The organism is Salmonella sp. 3C (genome assembly GCF_025426275.1).
GTDB classification, from domain to species: Bacteria; Pseudomonadota; Gammaproteobacteria; order Enterobacterales; family Enterobacteriaceae; genus Salmonella; species Salmonella enterica.
The window spans coordinates 3,729,806-3,749,616 of the sequence record NZ_CP104858.1; the positions used below are offsets into that span (position 1 = coordinate 3,729,806).

The 19,811-nt window shown below is 51.3% G+C and carries 17 protein-coding genes and 1 pseudogene; 12 read left to right on the forward strand and 6 right to left on the reverse strand.

The genetic code is table 11. From position 1 onward, the window contains the following. Nucleotides 1-10 precede the first annotated feature (10 nt). The 5 genes from tssG to tssB form a co-directional block, all read right to left on the reverse strand. Nucleotides 11-1,099 (reverse strand): type VI secretion system baseplate subunit TssG, encoded by a 1,089-nt coding sequence (gene tssG / locus N7E69_RS17805; protein WP_000509049.1) that lies wholly within the window; start codon nucleotides 1,097-1,099, stop codon nucleotides 11-13. Continuing rightward, the gene (gene tssF, locus N7E69_RS17810; RefSeq protein ID WP_000393868.1) at nucleotides 1,063-2,916 is read right to left on the reverse strand and encodes a type VI secretion system baseplate subunit TssF; all 1,854 of its coding nucleotides are present in this window, start codon (nucleotides 2,914-2,916) and stop codon (nucleotides 1,063-1,065) included. The genes tssG and tssF overlap by 37 nt, the downstream gene beginning before the upstream one ends. Before the next feature lie 4 nt (nucleotides 2,917-2,920). Next, complete coding sequence (gene tssE, locus N7E69_RS17815; RefSeq protein WP_000611698.1) at nucleotides 2,921-3,337, reverse strand: type VI secretion system baseplate subunit TssE; 417 nt, start codon at nucleotides 3,335-3,337, stop codon at nucleotides 2,921-2,923. After that, entirely contained in the window at nucleotides 3,334-4,806 is a 1,473-nt protein-coding gene (gene tssC / locus N7E69_RS17820) for a type VI secretion system contractile sheath large subunit (RefSeq protein WP_000056999.1), read from the reverse strand. The genes tssE and tssC overlap by 4 nt, the downstream gene beginning before the upstream one ends. A gap of 290 nt (nucleotides 4,807-5,096) precedes the next feature. Then, nucleotides 5,097-5,600, reverse strand: a complete 504-nt coding sequence (gene tssB / locus N7E69_RS17825) for a type VI secretion system contractile sheath small subunit (protein ID WP_000031252.1) — start codon at nucleotides 5,598-5,600, stop codon at nucleotides 5,097-5,099. A 628-nt stretch (nucleotides 5,601-6,228) separates the two neighbouring features. Between tssB and N7E69_RS17830 the strand changes: the two genes are divergently transcribed. From N7E69_RS17830 to N7E69_RS17865, 8 genes and pseudogenes are all read left to right on the forward strand, one after another. After that, nucleotides 6,229-6,747 carry an Hcp family type VI secretion system effector gene (locus N7E69_RS17830; protein ID WP_001142966.1) on the forward strand — a complete coding sequence of 173 codons (519 nt, stop codon included), beginning with the start codon at nucleotides 6,229-6,231 and terminating at the stop codon, nucleotides 6,745-6,747. A gap of 221 nt (nucleotides 6,748-6,968) precedes the next feature. Continuing rightward, nucleotides 6,969-9,083 (forward strand): type VI secretion system tip protein VgrG, encoded by a 2,115-nt coding sequence (locus N7E69_RS17835; protein WP_000103447.1) that lies wholly within the window; start codon nucleotides 6,969-6,971, stop codon nucleotides 9,081-9,083. Nucleotides 9,084-9,184: 101 nt separating this feature from the next. Continuing rightward, nucleotides 9,185-13,402 (forward strand): RHS element core protein, encoded by a 4,218-nt coding sequence (locus N7E69_RS17840; protein ID WP_024139208.1) that lies wholly within the window; start codon nucleotides 9,185-9,187, stop codon nucleotides 13,400-13,402. Then, the gene (locus N7E69_RS17845) at nucleotides 13,402-13,734 is read left to right on the forward strand and encodes a hypothetical protein (protein WP_001675826.1); all 333 of its coding nucleotides are present in this window, start codon (nucleotides 13,402-13,404) and stop codon (nucleotides 13,732-13,734) included. Before N7E69_RS17840 ends, N7E69_RS17845 begins: the two co-directional genes overlap by 1 nt. A gap of 197 nt (nucleotides 13,735-13,931) precedes the next feature. Next, nucleotides 13,932-14,492, forward strand: coding sequence for an RHS repeat-associated core domain-containing protein (locus tag N7E69_RS17850; RefSeq protein ID WP_094078566.1), 561 nt, complete (start codon nucleotides 13,932-13,934; stop codon nucleotides 14,490-14,492). A 67-nt stretch (nucleotides 14,493-14,559) separates the two neighbouring features. Next, nucleotides 14,560-14,982 (forward strand): tetratricopeptide repeat protein, encoded by a 423-nt coding sequence (locus N7E69_RS17855; protein WP_001691786.1) that lies wholly within the window; start codon nucleotides 14,560-14,562, stop codon nucleotides 14,980-14,982. Beyond that, nucleotides 14,963-15,523 carry a tetratricopeptide repeat protein gene (locus N7E69_RS17860; RefSeq protein WP_001691784.1) on the forward strand — a complete coding sequence of 187 codons (561 nt, stop codon included), beginning with the start codon at nucleotides 14,963-14,965 and terminating at the stop codon, nucleotides 15,521-15,523. The genes N7E69_RS17855 and N7E69_RS17860 overlap by 20 nt, the downstream gene beginning before the upstream one ends. Nucleotides 15,524-15,716: 193 nt before the next feature. Then, nucleotides 15,717-16,865 (forward strand): annotated as a pseudogene (locus tag N7E69_RS17865) (IS3-like element IS1230B family transposase). 138 nt (nucleotides 16,866-17,003) lie between these two features. On the opposite strand, the gene N7E69_RS17870 reads toward N7E69_RS17865, so the two are convergent. Then, on the reverse strand, nucleotides 17,004-17,783 hold the full coding sequence (locus tag N7E69_RS17870; protein WP_000686692.1) for a hypothetical protein: 780 nt from the start codon (nucleotides 17,781-17,783) through the stop codon (nucleotides 17,004-17,006). A gap of 267 nt (nucleotides 17,784-18,050) precedes the next feature. Between N7E69_RS17870 and N7E69_RS17875 the strand changes: the two genes are divergently transcribed. From N7E69_RS17875 to N7E69_RS17890, 4 genes are all read left to right on the forward strand, one after another. Beyond that, on the forward strand, nucleotides 18,051-18,329 hold the full coding sequence (locus N7E69_RS17875) for a hypothetical protein (RefSeq protein WP_001675348.1): 279 nt from the start codon (nucleotides 18,051-18,053) through the stop codon (nucleotides 18,327-18,329). Continuing rightward, nucleotides 18,326-18,703 carry a hypothetical protein gene (locus N7E69_RS17880; protein WP_001574179.1) on the forward strand — a complete coding sequence of 126 codons (378 nt, stop codon included), beginning with the start codon at nucleotides 18,326-18,328 and terminating at the stop codon, nucleotides 18,701-18,703. Before N7E69_RS17875 ends, N7E69_RS17880 begins: the two co-directional genes overlap by 4 nt. A 539-nt stretch (nucleotides 18,704-19,242) precedes the next feature. Beyond that, nucleotides 19,243-19,455 (forward strand): cold shock domain-containing protein, encoded by a 213-nt coding sequence (locus tag N7E69_RS17885; protein WP_000208509.1) that lies wholly within the window; start codon nucleotides 19,243-19,245, stop codon nucleotides 19,453-19,455. Between the two features lie 10 nt (nucleotides 19,456-19,465). After that, the gene (locus tag N7E69_RS17890; protein WP_024131163.1) at nucleotides 19,466-19,654 is read left to right on the forward strand and encodes a hypothetical protein; all 189 of its coding nucleotides are present in this window, start codon (nucleotides 19,466-19,468) and stop codon (nucleotides 19,652-19,654) included. Nucleotides 19,655-19,811: the final 157 nt, after the last annotated feature.

Below are 19,811 nucleotides of genomic sequence, written 5' to 3' on the forward strand. Positions count from 1 at the left end.
TAGTAATATTTTACTCCCTGACCCTGATGGTGACTGAGGGATGCTCTCCCGGCTCGCCGAGAAATGACGTCCAGCCCAGCAGCGCGCTCTTGTTATCGCCCAGCCGCATAATCCCCACCTGATCCGGGGCCAGCCCCAGGTGTAAATCCCAGGCAAGCTGATCGCGCAGGACGAAGGAGACAAACATCGCCAGCGGCAGAAAATTTTCTCCTGACGGCAGGAACGAGAGAAACTGCTTGCGGCTCAGGTGGTTAATACTTAACTGAAATTTACCGCTGAGATCGGGAACCCGCGTACCGAGGACAAAATTACCCAGCACCGATCGCCCGGCCAGTTTTTCGCCATTTTTAATCGTGTAACATCCAAGACTGTTCTGCTGATCCGGCTCGATATCCACCATCCGCCGCTGCCAGTTTTGCAGCGTCACGTCCGATAAATTTAAATCGAAACAGTGCGCAACCAGCGTACAGACGATCTCCGGCGAACGTCCCGGATTTGCCAGTATCCCGGCATAGGCCAGCATTTTGCTGTGGTTAACGGGCAGACTGTCGCGAAGCTGCCGGTGGCCCAGCCCCACCAGGGAGTACATCCGCTGCGAGAACGCATCCACGCCGCCGTTACGGAAAGCGACGTGGTAACGGTACTTACGCCAGATATGCCAGACAAACTGCGTCAGGCGATGGCTGAACATATCCAGAAAATCGCTGACCGGACTCTGCTCGTGCGCGGATTTCCAGGCCAGGTGATCAAGGTAATAGCCGGGGAGGGGCGACTGGCTGCCCTGCAATCCCATAAAGGTGGTGGTCATCCGGAACAACCCGGAAGCATCCTGCTCCAGCGCGCTGACATCGCTTACCGGAAATCCCAGGCTGGCGTCCGCCTGGAAACGAATGGTTTCCTGCGCCGGAGGGGTATCCAGGGATAACACTGGCGTTTCGCCGCCTTCTGATGCCAGCCGGTGCAGCAGCTCAGAGAGCGCGAAAAAATTGCAGGCGCAGGCGTCCTGAAACAACGGCTCCCGCAGCGTGCGTTGTTCATCCTGCGCCGGAGCATCGTCCGGACTCAGATGAGCGGGTGTTGCCCGGTTCTTTCCGCCCATTTCCATGACTCCTGGCTTTCCGTGTTAACGACGGTCAGCATGTGGAACGAATTGACGCTGGCGTACAGCGACAGAAAATGCGACAGCACCGCGCCCAGCAGGTACATTTCACCCTCGCAGACAAACGGCTCCGGATGAATGGACAGGGTGGACGCCAGCCCGCGCACCGGTATGCCGGTAAACAGGCGATCAACCGGGGTTGTTTCCAGCCGTTCAATGGCGTCCAGCTTCTGCTGTGACAGACGGGCCATCTGCGGATGATGGATGGCGTGGCGATCAAAATTGGCGATCACCTGTTTGAGCGCATCAGCATCCAGCAACGACAGATAATTCAGGTTCATGGCAGACAGCAACGACCAGTGCAGGCTGCCGTCAATCACCGGCCAGAGCGGTCTGGTGGGGCGGGTGATATTGCGAAATGACGCCACCGACGCGTTTTTACCTGTCGTACCGGTGATATCGCCGGGCCGTAGCTGTACCGGCAGCTCCCGGTTGGTGCAGGTCAGCGATACAGAAACCACTTCATTATTAAGCAGTGAGGCATCCGGGAGGCTGCCATCGGCATGAATAAAAGCTAGGGTATGATCAAAGCCCCGGTGAAACAGCGAGGTCCTGGTCCGGTGCTGCCAGTAGACCACTTCCCGCTTACGGCTGTACTCCATCTGGTGGCGGAAACTCTCAAAAGCAGGCCAGTGGCGCGCGGCCTCTGTGATCACCGGCCGTCCAAGATCCGCTTTTCTCTGCTTCCCCTGCGTCTGACTCACCACGCTGTTAACCGAAAAAATGTCGTAATGATCCGGAAAATGACGGCTGGGAACCAGAGCGTAATCCTGCCGCTGATGATCCAGCGTGATGGCTTCGGCATGGTGGGCAAACAGATTAATGGCGGGCGCACAATATAAGCGCAGGGAATCATCCCGCAGCCGGATATCTGCCGGTAAGGGGCGAGAAAACCGCAGCCGCAGAGTGAAACGGTTCTCCTTTAACCTGTCTGGCAATGCCGGAATGCCACAGGCATCGAAAAACAGAAAACTGTCGGCGTAGCAGAAAAACTCCTGGAGAATGCGGTAGCCGCTGTGGACATTGCCGGGCCAGGGCAGCATGGCGTCCTCTGACTCAAAACCCACCGCTTTCAGCATAAATTCAGGCATCGGGCTCGACTGCCCGCCCGCCATCAACTCTGCGCCCTGTAAATATTCACAAAACCACAGATAAAGCTGATAGCGGGTATAGTTATCATCGTTGCCCAGCCAGAAGCGCAGCCTGTTCAGATCCAGCGTGGCAAAATCAGTGCCCGGTGCGACGGCAAACGTAATATCAATAATGCCGTGGCGGGGCGTACTGCGATTTTCAACCTGATCCAGTTGAACGGGTAACAGCCAGATATCCCGGCACAGGGTGAACGTACAGGGCGGGGCTACATCGTGCTCATTGCCGGAATACGCAGACAATACCGGGTTTCCCTGAGTCCCCTTCGCCCCGGTTGTGAACTGCTCATTACGGGGGATCAGTACCGGCACGGAAGTTTTATCCATATCCGGCGTATATTCAATCAGCGTCATCGACGGCACCGGGCGCAGATAATTGGGCCACAGCATCCGGATCAGTCCGTGCGTCAGCTCCGGAAACTCATCCTCGATTTTCTGGCGCAGATTGCCGGTCAGAAAGGCCACGCCCTCCAGCAGACGCTCGATATCCGGATCGGCCTCTTTTTCTGCCAGAAACCGGGCCAGATGCGGCTTTTCGGTCGCCAGCAGCTTGCTCAACTGCCGCAGGTGATCCAACTCCTGCCTGTAATAGCGTTCTTCGAATTCCATTCTGCTACTCCACCCGATAATGCTGACTACCGTCCGGTGCCATATCAAACTCCAGCACATCGTCGATATCGTTAAATGTCACCCAGGCGGTGATACGAAAAATTATCTCCTGTGGGCTGGCGGCCTGTGGCAGGATTGCCCGGACCTCCGCGTGCGAAATCCGGGGTTCATAACGCTCAATACACTGCACGATGGCCTGGCTCATGGCGCTGCGGTAATTATCCGACCCTTCCGGCTCTTCAATACCCAGCCCCGGTGTTCCCCGACAACTGCCGGAGCGGGTGTTCAGGATATTGCGCAGACTATGGCGAATGGACTGCCTGAACGCCTCTATATTACTGCCCTCCCGCCAGTTTCTGGCAGGAGGGTTTTCCAGACGCTCAAACAGCGATCCGGCAGGCTTTTCGCGCGCCGGTATCACTTATCTAACCGTCCGACTAAAGACAATTCAAACGACGCGCCCATATATTTAAAGTGCGGCCTTGCGGAAATCGCCACCTGATACCAGCCCGGCTCGCCGTCCACATCCAGCACCTCCACTTTAGCGCCACGCAGCGGCTTACGGCTGCGGACATCAGCAGGCGGATTCTCCTGATCGGCGACATACTGGCGCACCCAAATATTCAGCTCCCGCTCCAGATCGCTTCTCTCTTTCCACGACCCAAGCTGCTCGCGTTGCAGCACCTTAATGTAGTGCGCGAGGCGGTTAATAATGAACAGATAAGGCAACTGCGTACCCAGCTTGTAGTTGGTCTCGGCGTCTTTGCCCGGAAAATGCTTGGGTTTCTGAACGCTGTTAGCCGAGAAAAACGCCGCATTATCGCTGTTTTTACGCATGGTCAGGGTGATGAACCCCTCTTCGGCCAGCTCGAACTCACGGCGGTCGGTGATCAACACCTCCGTCGGGATCTTGGCCTGAATCTGCCCCATTGACTCATATAAATGTACCGGCAGATCTTTTACTGCGCCGCCGCTCTGCGGCCCGATAATATTGGGCGCCCACCGGTATTTCGCGAACGAATCGGCTATATTACTGGCCAGCATCCAGGCGGTATTGCCCCACAAATAATGCTCGTGGCTGTGGCTCACATCTTCGGCGTAGTTGAAGCTTTTAATCGGGTTTTCGGTCGCGGAATAGGGCTGGCGAAGCAGAAAACGCGGCGCGGTCAGTCCCAGGTAGCGGGAATCTTCGGAATCACGCAGGGCGCGCCATTTTGTGTAGGCCGGACCTTCAAAAATGGCGTAGAGATCCTTGATATTGGGCAGCTCGGTCCATGATTTCAGGCCCATAAACTCCGGCGACACGGAAGAAAGGAACGGCGCGTGAGCCATTGCGCCGACGGCGCTGACATAGTTCAGCAGCTTCATATCCGGCGTGGTATTTTTGAACTCATATGCGCCCAGCACAGCCGCAATCGGTTCGCCGCCAAACTGCCCAAACCCGCTGGAATAAACATGCTTATAGAAGCCGGACTGGGTAATCTCCGGCGCGAACTCGAAATCTTCCAGCAATTCCGCTTTGGTGACATGGAGGACATGCACCTTAATATTCTCACGAAAATCAACGCGATCGACCAGCGCTTTCATTGAACGCCAGAACGACTCCAGTTGCTGAAACTGAGGGGCGTGAATAATAGCATCCATCTGACGGCTGATACGGGCGTCGATGTCCGCAATCATGCTGTCCACGGCCAGTTTGTTTACGGGTTCTGCAGGTGAAGTGGATTGCAGGAGGCTGGCAATAAAAGCCGTTACGCCCTGACGGGCAATATCATAACCGTCAGCGCCGGGCTGGATACGGGTTTGTGCCATGATTTCATCAAGCAACGACGGGGCATGGCTTCCCTGTTCAGTGCGGGTGGAAACAAGTTCTTCTTCCTGTAAAGACATACTGAAAATCCTTGTGTTGATCTGTATTTCTGGAACCAGGTTTCACTGTCAGTGGAACACCTTTCGCCAGTGTGGCTTCATCTGCTGGTACCCGTTGATATGGATGATTTCATCCATCAGACATCCGATCCTCTGGTCAAGCGCCGCGACCAATACCTCCAGTGTTTCTGTGTTGATGTCGCCTGTCTGACTGATAAATAACCGGATCACTGCCTGCGTTATTGCGTCATCGGTTCTGGAGGTCTCTTCCCGCAAGCCCATACCAGGATAATCTCCCTGAAAAACAGAGGTTACTGGTTTTCTGCCTGGCTGATCTCCCGCAGTAACTGTTCGCGGGATTCTTCATTTTCCAGCAATGCCTGAAGCTGGGCGCGAAATGCAGGCAGATTACCGAGCGGGCCTTTTAATGCTGTCAGCGCTTCGCGTAGTTCCAGCAATTTGTTCAACTCCGGTACCTGTTTTGCCACGCTGTCCGGAGAAAAATCGTTCAGGGATTTGATTTCCAGCGAGATATTCATCTCATCGCCATCTTTTGCGTCGTCCTTCAATGATGCCGGAACTGCAAAATTCAGGCTAATGGACGCTTCTGCCATCACTGAATTGAATGAATGTTTGTCGATAGAAACCATCTGGCGTTCATCAAGTGGCGCTGTTTCCTGTGAGTTTCCGGTATCCCCCACTATCAACATATTAAGGGGTAATTCCACCTCAGAAGGCTCACCGTCCGTTTTTGGAATGTAAGAAATATTAATGCGTTCTTTGGGTGCCACGCTGCCGTTATAATCTTTGCTCATAGAGATCATCCATCAGGTTACGTTATGTTTTTTTGCATCTCCGTACAGACTATGGAATGCCGTGTAATAAAAAGCTTGGTAATCATTTTACGCGCAGAAAATTTTTTGAGAAGCACTTTTTCAAAATGGAATACAGGAGTATTCTTCTTTTGTGGTTATTTCAGGATGACGTTGTTTTTATAAGGAATATCTTAAAAGATATTTTAATGAATGGTGTTTTGTTTTTTTAGTTGATTGATATATATGTATTTTTTTATTTAACCATGTATTGGGTAAATGCTATCTATATTTATTTGTACACTTTTTGTTCATCATTAATAAAATAGCATGGTGAATGAGGTTTACGAAGATGGTGATGGTGAAAAAAGAATGGATATAATATTTATTCATGAGTAAGTATCGTCCTTATTTTATAAAAATAAATGCTGATATATTATCATGTGAATATGTTGGCATGTAATTTAGTCATCATGTGAATGCTTTTTAGTCTCAGATTGTACGATTCAGCTTGCTATATGAAGAGAGCTTAAGCTACAGGATTTTTAATGTAATCCACATATTTTTATCTGTCGGATATCTTTCTGCAGATGTATGTAAGTGTCATTAATCGTTAACAAGGAGTTTATAAATGCCAACACCGTGTTACATCTCAATTACGGGGCAAACCCAGGGCAATATCACCGCTGGTGCATTCACCGCAGATTCTGTCGGCAATATCTACGTGCAGGGTCACGAGGATGAAATGCTGGTACAGGAATTCCTGCATAACGTGACCGTACCCACCGATCCACAGTCCGGGCAGCCGAGCGGCCAGCGTTCGCACAAGCCGTTCATTTTTACCGTGGCGCTGAACAAAGCCGTACCGCTGCTGTACAACGCGCTGGCGTCCGGTGAAATGCTGCCGAAAACCGAACTGCACTGGTGGCGTACTTCCGTTGAAGGCAAGCAGGAGCATTACTTCACCACCCGCCTGACGGACTCAACGATTGTGGATATGAAACTGCATATGCCGCACTGTCAGGACCCGGCAAAGCGCGAATTCACGCAGTTGCTCGAAGTCTCGCTGGCCTACCGCAAAATCGAGTGGGAACACGTCAAATCCGGCACCTCTGGCGCGGATGACTGGCGCGCGCCGCTGGAAGCGTAAACGGAATCAACAGCATCCCGCCCTGACGGGCAGGGTGCTGTTTTTGCCTGGAGACGGAGGTAAAAAAGTAGTGCCAGTAAGGGGTTACGTTTTTATTACGGGAGATGGCGGACGCCGGATACTTCGGCGGTAGCGTGCCCGGAGGCAGGCGTAACACTGTACTGTCATTCGCCGCAGTCCGGCAGGCGGTTTATTTTCCCCGTTAATTCATGAGGTTATTCATGTCAACAGGATTACGTTTCACACTGGAGGTGGACGGCCTGCCACCGGATGCGCTGGTCGTGGAGTCCTTTCACCTGAGCCAGTCCCTTTCCACGTTATTTTCCCTCGATATCTCGCTGGTCAGTCAGCAACTTCACAACATTGAGTTTGCCCAGGTACTGGAAAAACCGGCGCACCTGAAAATCTGGCAGGGCACGGAGATACAGCGCCGGGTGAACGGCATAGTGACCTGGTTTGAGCAGGGGGAAAACGACGGACACCAGATGCTGTACAGCATGAAAGTTCGTCCGCCGGTGTGGCGCGCCGCGCTGCGGCAGAACTCGCGTATTTTCCAGAATGAAGACATAAAAAGCATTCTCGGGACGATACTGCAGGAAAACGGCGTGACGGACTGGAGCCCGCTGTTCAGTGAGGCGCATCCGGCGCGGGAGTTCTGCGTGCAGTACAGCGAAACGGATTACGACTTTCTGGCGCGGATGGCGGCGGAGGAAGGTATTTTCTTTTACGAGGAACATGCGCAGACCAGCGACGACCAGAGCCTGGTGCTGTGCGACACGGTACGTTTTCTGCCGGAAGCCTTTGAAATCCCCTGGAACCCGAACACCCGTACCGAGGTGAGCACGCCGTGCGTCAGCCAGTTCCGCCACAGCGCGCAAATCCGCCCCTCTTCCGTCATCGGCAAGGACTACACCTTCAAACGCCCCGGCTGGGCGGGCCGCTTTGAGCACCAGGGCGAACATCAGGATTACCAGCGCACGCAGTATGAGGTCTTTGATTATCCGGGGCGCTTCAAGGACGGCCACGGTCAGAACTTCGCCCGCTGGCAGATGGAAGGCTGGCGTAATAATGCCGAAGTGGCGCAGGGGAAAAGCCGTTCGCCGGCGATATGGCCGGGACGGCGTATTCAGCTGACGGAACACCCGCAGGCGAGCCTGAACCGGGAATGGCAGGTGGTGAGCAGCGATTTACACGGCAGCCAGCCGCAGGCGGCGGCGGGGCGCTCAGGTTCAGGGACAACGCTGGACAATCATTTTACGGTCATCCCGGCAGACAGAACATGGCGGCCACGCCCGCTGCCCAAACCATCAGTGGACGGCCCGCAGTCGGCGGTGGTCACCGGCCCGGAAGGGGAAGAAATCTTCTGCGACGAACATGGCCGTGTACGGGTGAAATTTAACTGGGACCGGTATAACCCGGCGAACCAGGACAGCTCGTGCTGGATACGGGTGGTACAGGCGTGGGCGGGGCCGGGGTTCGGCAACCTGGCGATACCGCGCGTGGGGCAGGAAGTGATAGTGGACTTCCTCAACGGCGACCCGGACCAGCCCATCATCATGGGGCGCACCTACCACCAGGAAAACCGCTCACCGGGCAGCCTGCCGGGCACCAAAACGCAGATGACCATCCGCTCGAAAACCTATAAAGGCAGCGGGTTTAACGAACTCATGTTTGATGATGCGACAGGGAAGGAGCGCGTGTATATCCACGCGCAGAAGAATATGAATACCGAGGTGCTGCGCAACCGCACCACCGATGTGACGAATAATCATGCTGAAACCATTGGTAATAACCAGGTGATCGCCGTTACCAATAACCAAATCCAGACCATCGGCGTCAACCAGGTGGAGAAGGTGGGCAGTAACCAGGTGATCAAGGTGGGTGCCAATCAGGTGGAAACGGTGGGGATTGTCCGCGCCCTGAATGTGGGGCTGGCATACCAGACTACCGTGGGCGGCATCATGAATACCTCGGTGGCGCTGATGCAGTCTTCTGAGGTCGGGATCTTCAAATCACTGAATGTGGGAATGAAATACAACGTCAATGTCGGGCGTAATGCCAGCGTTAACGTGGGCAACAGTAAAACCGAAAGTACCGGTAAAACGGCGGTGTATTCCGCAGGCGAGCATCTGGAACTGGTGTGTGGTGAAGCCCGTCTGGTGCTGACGAGCGACGGCGGTATTTTTCTGAACGGCAAACATATTGAGTTGCAGGGCGTGGACAGCTTAAACGGGGATTCAAAGCTGATCAGCTGGAACTGTGGGGTGAGCAAGAAGCCACCTGAAGCATCTGAACAGCAGGATGACCCCGATCCATCGGATCTGATCATGTACTGAATAACATAATGAATACCGGACTACAGCAGGAGCCACCGGGAGTGTCTTTCGCGTTTTTCCGGTACGGCATGACTCTGAGGGATATTAAGGAAGAAATAAAGATGAGCGGAAAACCAGCGGCGCGTCAGGGCGACATGACCCAGGTGGGCGGCCCGATAGTTCAGGGTTCAGCGGGGGTACTGATAGGCGCACCGACGGGGGTGGCGTGCTCGGTGTGCCCAACCGGAGAGGCCAGTCCGAAGTACGGCAATCCGGTGAACCCGCTGCTGGGGGCGAAGGTCCTGCCCGGCGAGACCGATATTGCGCTGCCCGGCCCGCTGCCGTTCGTGCTTTCCCGCGCCTACAGCAGTTACCGGACGAAGACGCCCGCGCCGGTGGGGCTGTGCGGGCCGGGCTGGAAGCTGCCGTCAGACCTGTGGTTACAGCTGCGCGGCGACGGGCTGATACTGAACGATAACGGGGGCAGGAGCGTGCATTTTGAGCCTCTGGCGCCGGGGGAGATACAGTACAGCCGCAGCGAGTCATTCTGGCTGGCGCGGGGCGGGGCGGCATCGCAGCACAACAGCCACCCGCTGTCGGTCATGTGGGGCATGCTGCCGGAGGCGGTGCGGCTGTGCCCGCATATTTACCTGGCGACGAACAGCCCGCAGGGGCCGTGGTGGGTGCTGGGATGGGCTGAACGGGTGCCGGGGGCGGATGAGGCGCTGCCCGCGCCGCTGCCGCCGTACCGGGTGCTGACGGGGGTGGTGGACGGTTATGGCCGCCGTCTGACGTACCATCGCGACGGTGCATACGGCGGCGCGGTGACGGCGGTGACGGACAGCACCGGGCGGCGCTACCGGCTGGTGCTGACCACGCAGGCGCAGCGCGCGGCGCAGGCGGCGTCAGCGTCTTCTTCGTCATTATCTCCCGCCCCGTCGTCGTTCCCTTCATTTTCTTCCCCACCCTCTCCCCGCTCACCGTCCTCCTGGTCGGAGACGCTGCCTGTAACCGCCTGCGGTGAGGACAGCGGCATCAGGCTGTCGGCGGTGTGGCTGGTGGAAGACCCGGCCTGTCCGGATGCGCTGCCGTCGCAGCCGCTGGTGCGTTACGGGTACACGGCGCGCGGTGAGCTGGAGGCGGTGTATGACCGCAGCGGTGCGGAGGTAAGGCGCTTTGAGTATGACGCCGGGCAGCCGGGGAGGATGACGGCGCACCGTTACGCGGGAAGACCGGCGAGCCGCTACCGGTATGATGACGCGGGGCGGGTGACGGAGCAGGTCAACCCGGAAGGGCTGGGTTATGCGTTCGCGTATGAGAAGAACAAAATAACGGTAACGGACAGCCTGGGGCGGCGTGAAGTGCTGCACACGGAAGGCGAGGGTGGCCTGAAACGGGTGGTGATGAAGGCGTCAGCCGACGGGAGCGTGACGCGCAGTAGATATGATGCGTCGGGAAGGCCAGAGTGGCAGACGGATGCGACGGGGAGGAAGACGACATACAGCCCGGACGTGGCGACAGGGAAGCTGACGGCGGTGACGGGGCCGGACGGGAGAAAGACGAAGTACAGTTATAACGATCGGCAGCAACTGACGACGACGGTGTACCCGGACGGGCTGCGAAGCACGCGGGAGTATGATGAGCGTGGCAGGCTGACGGCGGAGACATCGCGTACCGGTGAGACGACGCGGTACAGCTATGATAATCCGCAGAGTGAATTACCGTCCGGGATACATGACGCCACCGGCAGCAGTAAGACGATGCGCTGGAACCGCTACGGGCAGATGGTGGCGTTCACGGACTGTTCGGGGTATGAGACGAAGTATGAATATGACCGGTTCGGCCAGATGACGGCGGTACACCGGGAGGAAGGGCAGAGCATCTACCGCAGCTATAACCGCCGGGGACAGTTAACTGCCGTCAGGGACAGCCAGGGCCGTGAAACCCGCTACGATTATAACGATGCAGGCGACCTTATCACTGTGACCGGCCCGGACGGAAACCGCACTGAAACGCAGTACGACGGGTGGGGCAAGGCGCTCAGTACCACACAGGGCGGGCTGACGCGGCGGATGGAATATGATGCTGCTGGCCGTGTGACGCAACTGACCAACGAGAACGGCAGCCACAGCGCATTTACCTGGGATACGCTGGACCGCCTGACACAACAGACGGGCTTTGACGGACGGGTGCAGCGGTACGGTTACGACCTGACGGGAAAACTCACACAGAGTGAAGATGAGGACCTGGTCACGCACTGGCACTACGATGCGTCAGACCGGCTGACGCACCGTACCGTCAACGGCCTGGAGGCCGAACGCTGGCAGTATGACGAACACGGGTGGCTGACAGAGCTGAGTCACCTCAGCGAAGAGCAGCGTGTGGCGGTGTATTACGGCTACGATAATAAAGGCCGCCTTATCCGCGAACGCCAGACGGTGAGTGACCCGCAGACGAATGAACTGTTATGGCAGCATGAGACACTACAGGGGTACAGTGAGCAGGGGCTGGCAAACCGGTTTAAGCCGGATAACCTGCCGCCGGTGGAGTGGCTGACGTACGGGAGTGGTTATCTGGCGGGAATGAAGCTGGGGGATATGCCGCTGCTGGAATACACGCGTGACAGGCTGCACCGTGAGGTGTTGCGGCGGTTCGGTTCAGACACCCTCCCGGAGAGTTATGAACTGACGACCACATACACACCGGGCGGTCTGCTTCATGGTCAGCATCTGACACTGCCGCAGCTAAACCGGGAGTACGGTTACGATGAGGGCGGCAGGCTGGTACGCATCAGCGGGCCGCAGCAGACGAGGGAATACCGCTACAGTGATACAGGACGCTTAACTAGTGTCCATACCACCAGTACCACTCTGGACATCACCCTTCCGTATGCCACGGACCCGGCGGGGAACCGGCTGCCGGACCCGGAGTTTTACCCCGACAGCGCCAGTACGGTATGGGCGGATAACCGCATCACGGAAGATATGCAGTACCTGTACCGCTACGACAAATACGGCAGGCTGACGGAGAAAACGGACCGCATCCCGGAAGGGGTGGTGATACGGATGAACGACGAACGTACACACCGGTACGAATACGATAACCAGCACCGGCTGGTACATTATGTGCGCACACAGCACGGAGAAACGCAGGCGGAAGGGCGGTATCTCTATGACCCGCTGGGCCGCCGTGTGGGTAAACGGGTATGGAAGCGGGAACGGGTTCACTGGAGCGACACGAGGATGGAGCTGTCGCGCAGGCCGTATGTGACGTGGTACGGCTGGGAGGGTGACAGGCTGACGACCATCCAGACCGGACAGAGCCGCGTCCAGACGTTATATGCGCCGGGGAGTTTCACGCCGCTGGTGCGCATCGAAACAGATGCGGCTGAACAGGCGAAGGCACAGCACCGCAGCCTGGCGGAGAAGCTGTCACAGGAGGGAAGTGAGGACGGCCAGGCGGTACAGCTTCCGGCGGCGCTGACGGCGATGCTGGACAGACTGGAGGGCGAACTGAGGCGTAACGCGGTGAGTGAGGAGAGCCGGGCATGGCTGGCGGGATGCGGGCTGACGCCGGAGCAGATGGCGGAACAACTGGAGCCGGAGTACACACCCCAAAGGAAAATCCATCTTTACCACTGCGACCAGCGTGGACTGCCGCTGGCGCTGGTTACCCCGGACAACACGGTGGCGTGGCGCGGGGAGTATGATGAATGGGGAAACCTGTCGGGTGAGGAAAATCCTGAGCACCTGGAGCTGGTGATACGGCTGCCGGGGCAGCAATATGATGAGGAATCGGGGCTGTATTATAACCGGCACCGTTATTATAATCCGGGACAGGGGAGGTATATTACACAGGATCCGATAGGGCTGAAAGGGGGATGGAACCTGTACCAGTATCCGCTGAACCCTGTCACAGGTACAGATCCATTGGGATTAAAGGTGACTTTTAAGGGTGACGAAGAACAGCAAAAAGCTATGAAAGAGGCATACGAATCTGTAAGGAAGACAAAACATGGTCAGGAAATGATAGAAAAAATGGAGTTATCTGATCATGATTATATATTTAGAGGACCGAGGAAAGGTATGGAACATACATGCTACGATCCCTCCGAATATACTTTCTATATTGAAATAGATTCTGACCATGCCGCATGCCAATATCAAGGAAAAGGTAAAGCATGCAAACTGACACCTACGCCATTAAGTGTAGTTATCGCCCACGAAATGGGGCATGCAATGGGTGAAAATGACGACGGACCAGGACATATGAATAATGTCAAAAAACATGAGAACCCTGTCCGCAAAGAAATGGGAATCCCACCAAGGATGAAATACTGATGATAAAGATAAGCCCTCCCTGCTTAATGAAATTTTATGTATTTTCTTTGCATCTTCAAAAAATCATTAAAAATACATTATTGTTGCTTGTCTGTATTTTACCATTTTTTTGCGATGCGAAAATGCTATTTTTCCGTATTCCTTTTCGTATTCAAACCTATACACCAATAACAAGGGGGGAAATTAAAAGACTTGCAGTGAAAGGAGGGGTGCAAGAATTGCTGCAACGAAATCATGGAAAAGTATTAGCATTACTAAGCCCACATGGGAATAAATGTTATCTATTCGATGATGAAAACATTAGAATATATATATATGAAGATAATCACTAATATTTCATAGATAACAAAGGTGTAGTGTTATTCAAGAATAAAAAAACTATAAATGCTCAAAAAATAAAATTAATGAGAATGAAATCGTTATGTTATTGAACGATGGAAATGTAGATACATGGGAGAAAGATGAATAATAATGAGAGGAATCGCATAATTCCTGTAGTGGGCCAGGAAAATATATTAAAAATAAAACGATAGTACGATGCAGAAACCAACCGGATCTATATCACCAACACTATGATTTGTTGCAAAGAAAGTATATCACCAAAGATCCGATAGGGCTGGAAGGCGGGCTGAACCTGTATCAGTATCCGCTGAATCCGATTTTGAATATAGATCCTTTAGGATTATCAGGTTGGGATTCTCTTGGATATGGAGGATTTAGGGAAATATGCCAGCAAGCTGGTTCGGCAGTACATTATCTAACACCACAAGAAGCAGCAGGAGTGATACATAATATGGAAACTATGCATAACGTATACAATCCGTTATCTAAATATGTTTTCGGGATATCAGTAGGTTCAACTATAACTGGTATAGCTGGTACGAGTTTCGGAGTGGCAACTGTTGCAGAAAAAGGTTCTGCATGTATTAAAGATGTAGTTAAGTCCATGATAAAAGACGGAGAAAGAGATCCAACAAATTTGGCATTAACTTGCGGAAAAAGCTTTATAAATGAAGGAGATTCCAGTTTTCAGGGTAAGGTATCCGATTACCTTATTGACGCTCTTTTTTCCTATAAGGCGAAACAGTAATCACTGTTATGGATAACGTAACAGTAAGAAATCCATCTATTTTAACAATAGTAAGCTGAAGGATAACATGAAGAAAAACATATTAATGATGGTTTTTACAGTAATTGTTTTATTTGGAGGAGTTATTGCTTGGCTTTATCATTCAAATGATAGTTTGGAAAATGTGAGTGCGAATAGTGATATAGCACATCTAACCAAGTTAGCAGAACAGGGGGATATGAAAGCACAAACAGATCTGGGGCTTGCTTATGGGAGTGGTAACAGTATCCCACAGGATTACACAAAAGCAATGTATTGGTATAATCAGGCTGCAAAACAAGGTTACGCACCAGCACAATTTAATCTCGGTCTTTTCTATGAAAATGGTTGGGGTGGAAGCAGAGATCTTCAATTAGCAAAAGAATTTTACCGTAAGGCGGCAAATCAAGGCTTTACCAATGCTCAAATAAATTTAGGCATTCTATTCATGGATGGCAAAGGGGGGGATTGATTATGTTCAAGCCAGAAAATTATTTATAAAGGCTGCTGAATCCAATAATCCAGTTGCTATTTATAATCTGGGACACATCTATAATTATGGATTGGGCATTCCAAGAGATGATGTTCAGGCTGCAACATGGTATAGCAAAGCGGAAGATCTTGGTTCAATGAGCGCAAGAAATTCACTTGCTCTATTTTATGCAAAAGGATTGGGTAATCTGCCTGTTGACAGAAATAAGGCATTAAAATTATTGAATATTTCTGCTTGTCAGGGATATGCGGTAGCTCAAAATAATCTTGGAATATTATATTCTGATGGTACAGATGAATTATCTAAAGATTATCAGCAATCCTACGCCTGGTTCTCAGTGGCATTTTATAATGGTTTTAAAGAGGCTGATACCTCACGAAACGTAATCATGGGAAAATTAGAAACTAAAGAAATTGAAAAAGCTAAAGCACTTTCCACTGAATATATTGAAAAATACCATACTAATCTCAATGGAGATGACACAGATAGAGATAAAGAGTGTAAGCATTTATACCCGTGATTATTGAAGATGCTTGATTTTTCAGCGACAGAAGATCATTCTACTCGCTAAGAAAATGTTCATTACTGACCAAGAAAAAGTTGAACTTGAACGCCTTCACAATTCCAGTCGTGACGGGCGAGGCAGAGTGATCTTACCCAGAATAGTGGACACGCGACTAAGTGAGTAAACTCTCAAGTAAGAGGTGACTCACATGACAAAACCAGCATCAACCACCAAAAAGCCACGCAAGCAGCACACGCCTGAATTTCGTCAGGAAGCTCTGAAACTGGCTGAACGCATTGGGGTGGCCGCTGCCGCCCGCGAACTTAACCTGTATGAATCACAGCTCTACAACTGGCGAAGCAAACAGCAAAATCAGCTCTCTTCTTCTGAACGCGAGCAGGAGATGTCCGCTGAGATCGCTCGTCTGAAACGTCAACTGGCAGAACGGGATGAGGAACTGGCCATTATCCAGAAGGCCGCGACATACTTCGCGAAGCGCCTGAAATGAAGTATGTCTTCATCGAAAACCATCAGGCTGAGTTCAATATCAAAGCCATGTGCCGTGTACTTCAGATTGCCCGTAGCGGCTGGTACGTCTGGCATCAGCGTCGTCATCAGATAAACCGGCGTCAGCGGTTCCGCCTTGTCTGTGATAACGTCGTCCGGGAAGCATTCAGTGACGCAAAACAACGCTATGGTGCGTCACGCCTGACGGATGAGCTTCGTGCTCAGGATTACCAGTTCAACGTGAAAACCGTGGCGGCCAGCCTGCGTCGGCAGGGGCTGCGGGCGAAAGCCTCGCGCCGGTTCCGTCCGGTCAGTTACCGCAAACATGGTCTGCCAGTCTCAGAGAATCTGCTGAAGCAGGACTTTTACGCCAGCGGCCCGAATCAGAAGTGGGTGGGTGACATCACGTATCTTCGCACTGGTATCTGGCCGTGGTTATCGATCTGTGGTCGCGGTCGTCATTGGCTGGTCGATGTCTTCGCGGATGACGGCACAGCTTGCCTGCGATGCGTTACAGATGGCGCTGTGGCGGCGTAAATGTCCGGAAAATGTCATCGTGCATACAGACAGAGGCGGTCAGTACTGTTCTACGGATTACCAGAGCTTACTGAAACGCCATAATCTGCGGGGAAGTATGAGCGCCAGAGGTTGTTGTTACGACAATGCCTGTGCGGAAAGCTTCTTCCATACGCTGAAGGTGGAATGTATCCACGGAGAGGACTTTGTCAGCCGGGAAATAATGCGGACAGCAGTGTTTAATTATATTGAGTGTGATTACAATCGGTGGCGTCGTCACAGTGCCTGTGGCGGTCTCAGTCCGGAACAATTTGAAAACCAGAACCTCGCTTAGGGTTGTGCCCATATTACGCGGGTAGGATCAGAAACCCCGCTGACAGTGTTGAATCCAAAGACTTAAAAAGCGGAGCGACAGCTCCTCTGGATTTATGTCAGCGGAGAGTCCACCGGCTCCGTATTTGGCACTGTTCGTTTACTGGTAGCGGTTCACCAGATCTTTCACCATTGACGCATAGGTTCTTTGCCTGAGCTGCGAAATCTGCTGTTCTGTAGTTGCCTCTGCGGAATCTTTTTTCCCCGGCTGTGGTGGAAGTACTGTATTCTCATAGTTGAGTGGCGACCAGGTGGCCCATTCGCCCGTAGCCACGTCCACTAAGGTGAAACGCACCAGATAACGCAACGATACGCTGTCGGTCAGTTTTTCATTTTTAAAATCTGACCAGACGGTGTTTTTTGTCATGGCGTCATATTTGCCAGACTGCAACGTATCCTGATAAACGATAATGGCTTTCTGATGTCCTTTCGCGGCAACATAGCGCAGCGCCTGCATCCAGTTCATATTTTCGGCAGTAGCAATGTCCTGATTTCCGTCTTTAATTTTGTCTTTACTGCAGGTCACAGTCTTTTGTCTGTCCGGGATGCCAGAGAACGTCGCAACAGTATAATACTTGCTCATTTCCTGCTGCATAATAGCTTCCGGTGCGCGATTACCAGACTGAACCAGAATGACGGCAGAATTCAGCGGTACGCTGAATTTCTCACCTTCCAGTGCGGCCTGGATATCTTCTTCTGAAACGGCAAGTGTGGTCTCGTTACCAAAGATATCTTTATCTGTTAACTGACTGGCCATATTTTTACTGATACTACTTTCCGTTCTGGGGACGTCCTTTTTCTTTGCGTCAATGGGGGAACGCACACAGGCGCTCAATAAAAATATTGTTGTGCATAAATAAATCATTGAACAGATTTTCATATGTTTTCCTGAAGTGTGTATTGGATGGCGATGTAATTAAAAGACTCTAGTTATTGTTTTTATTATATCCTGTTATTGATAATTTCAGGAGAATTGTTTTGTATTCATAAATCAAATGAAATGTTCTATTTTGATATTCCCTGATTATTGTTAATGTGTCTGGTATCAATTTTAGTATTTGATTTTTATTTGCCAGTGGTGTTTCTGTTTGTAATAACTGACGATGATATTGAGTCCCTCTGGAAGATAAATAAAGGAGAATGTGATATGAGTTCGGTTCCTTATCACAGTAACAATTCTGTCATGCCGGTCCGGGTAACGATTTATGAAGCCGTTAATATTATAAAAAAGCAAGCTAATGAAGAGATTACAGCCAGTGAAATATGGCGTTATGCGCTCTATGGGCACCCTACGCTATCCATCTATTTTCAGTCTCCGGTGATCTTTCGGCGGATTAAAACCAGAAAAAATAAAATATTTTTAATGAAGGGAAAGGATGATCCAGTTAATCGACTCTGTTACCTGAACAGTGATATCATTTTATGAGCAATAGCTGGAGGGTGAAAACTGAAGGTGATTACATCTCTCCACCCAGTCATATAATGGATACACCATTACTGGGCTATGAATATGTTATGCTGCAACGATTACTGGCGCATTCACTGAATCTACCGCTACCAGAGAGCGGGCAGTGTAATATCTATTGTGGCGTTCTTGTCAGTGATGGAAGTAATATTTTTCAGATTTTTGAATATCAGTCTCTGGAGCAAAGGATTTTTCAGCAGTTACAATTAATTCCGGTAGATAAAGCAAGCCTTTGCCATGACGAAATCAATAAAATACAGTTCGACAGAACAAAGAAAGATTACTTTCCTGTCTATCATTTTCCAGGAGATGCCTGTTTCGTTGTAAAAATGTAGCATCTTGAGTCATTCATCAGCCGGTTTTATTCCTCTCAGACTAAGCCATCAACACAGATTTCAACGCCGCTGTCGCGGTTATTATGGCTTGCCTGTAAACATAATGAACACACTAATTCTCTGCTTGACCACCCTTATAAACTGGTCGCACAAGATCACAGGAACCTCTCACGATGAGGCGCATGTATCCTGGTTTACGACATCAAAAAATGTGGCGCGTTTATTGCCCGGCAGGCGTTGTGAGACGTCACTTATTTACGCCAGGTTTCAGCCGTAGCGCCGGGCATGGATAAAAAGAGTATGGCAATCAGCGTGATAATGCTAAAAAACAATTAATATTTTTTTAACAAAACTAAAGCTTGCTATGTTCAGTTAACCATGCGTTAATGGTTGTGCGGTTTGATACAAACTTATCTGAAGTAGTGATTGTAATATTTCTCATCATTTGTTCCTCTTGAGATCTCCTTTAGGTTTTTTTCTCTCTGATAATTTTCTTCAGGCCATTTTGCCCAAGGGCTCATTCGAAAGGTAACAATATTATGACGACGAAAATCACTGGTTTAGTAAAATGGTTTAACCCTGAAAAGGGCTTTGGTTTCATTACGCCTAAAGATGGCAGCAAAGATGTGTTTGTGCATTTTTCAGCCATTCAAAGTAATGAATTCCGCACTCTGAATGAAAATCAGGAAGTGGAGTTTTCAGTAGAGCAGGGACCAAAAGGTCCATCAGCGGTTAACGTTGTGGCGCTTTAAGGCAACTGATATTACTAATAAAATTCACTTCCGGTGTCCATGTTGCCATGGTTCACAATACAGAACATCGACATTCGATGTTACTGAGCAAAACCCGTTTGGCGCGAAATGTATTTTTTGTAAGTCAACCATGATCACTTTTGATAATGTTGGATTATACATTCGCTCAGGGCAGGTTCCGCTAGATTTTAGAAAATAATTCATATTAGCTCCGTACAGGAGCTTTTTTATGCCCGGATGATTATCATCTATAGACGCTGACATCCATCATCTATAGTGGCTTACCTTTCCCCAAAGGTGTTATTTCTCTTGCAGACAGCGCCTGAAAAAAGTGATGTTGTCTTCATCTATCCGAT

Excerpts from the sequence above, each read along its gene's own strand:
- N7E69_RS17875 (WP_001675348.1), top strand. The coding sequence starts at position 18,051 with ATGAGTTCGGTTCCTTATCACAGTAACAATTCTGTCATGCCGGTCCGG.
- N7E69_RS17860 (WP_001691784.1), top strand. The coding sequence starts at position 14,963 with ATGGCAAAGGGGGGGATTGATTATGTTCAAGCCAGAAAATTATTTATA.
- tssG (WP_000509049.1), bottom strand. The coding sequence starts at position 1,099 with ATGGGCGGAAAGAACCGGGCAACACCCGCTCATCTGAGTCCGGACGAT.
- N7E69_RS17885 (WP_000208509.1), top strand. The coding sequence starts at position 19,243 with ATGACGACGAAAATCACTGGTTTAGTAAAATGGTTTAACCCTGAAAAG.
- N7E69_RS17845 (WP_001675826.1), top strand. The coding sequence starts at position 13,402 with ATGATAAAGATAAGCCCTCCCTGCTTAATGAAATTTTATGTATTTTCT.
- N7E69_RS17835 (WP_000103447.1), top strand. The coding sequence starts at position 6,969 with ATGTCAACAGGATTACGTTTCACACTGGAGGTGGACGGCCTGCCACCG.
- N7E69_RS17880 (WP_001574179.1), top strand. The coding sequence starts at position 18,326 with ATGAGCAATAGCTGGAGGGTGAAAACTGAAGGTGATTACATCTCTCCA.
- tssC (WP_000056999.1), bottom strand. The coding sequence starts at position 4,806 with ATGTCTTTACAGGAAGAAGAACTTGTTTCCACCCGCACTGAACAGGGA.
- tssB (WP_000031252.1), bottom strand. The coding sequence starts at position 5,600 with ATGAGCAAAGATTATAACGGCAGCGTGGCACCCAAAGAACGCATTAAT.
- N7E69_RS17855 (WP_001691786.1), top strand. The coding sequence starts at position 14,560 with ATGAAGAAAAACATATTAATGATGGTTTTTACAGTAATTGTTTTATTT.
- N7E69_RS17840 (WP_024139208.1), top strand. The coding sequence starts at position 9,185 with ATGAGCGGAAAACCAGCGGCGCGTCAGGGCGACATGACCCAGGTGGGC.
- N7E69_RS17830 (WP_001142966.1), top strand. The coding sequence starts at position 6,229 with ATGCCAACACCGTGTTACATCTCAATTACGGGGCAAACCCAGGGCAAT.
- tssF (WP_000393868.1), bottom strand. The coding sequence starts at position 2,916 with ATGGAATTCGAAGAACGCTATTACAGGCAGGAGTTGGATCACCTGCGG.
- N7E69_RS17870 (WP_000686692.1), bottom strand. The coding sequence starts at position 17,783 with ATGAAAATCTGTTCAATGATTTATTTATGCACAACAATATTTTTATTG.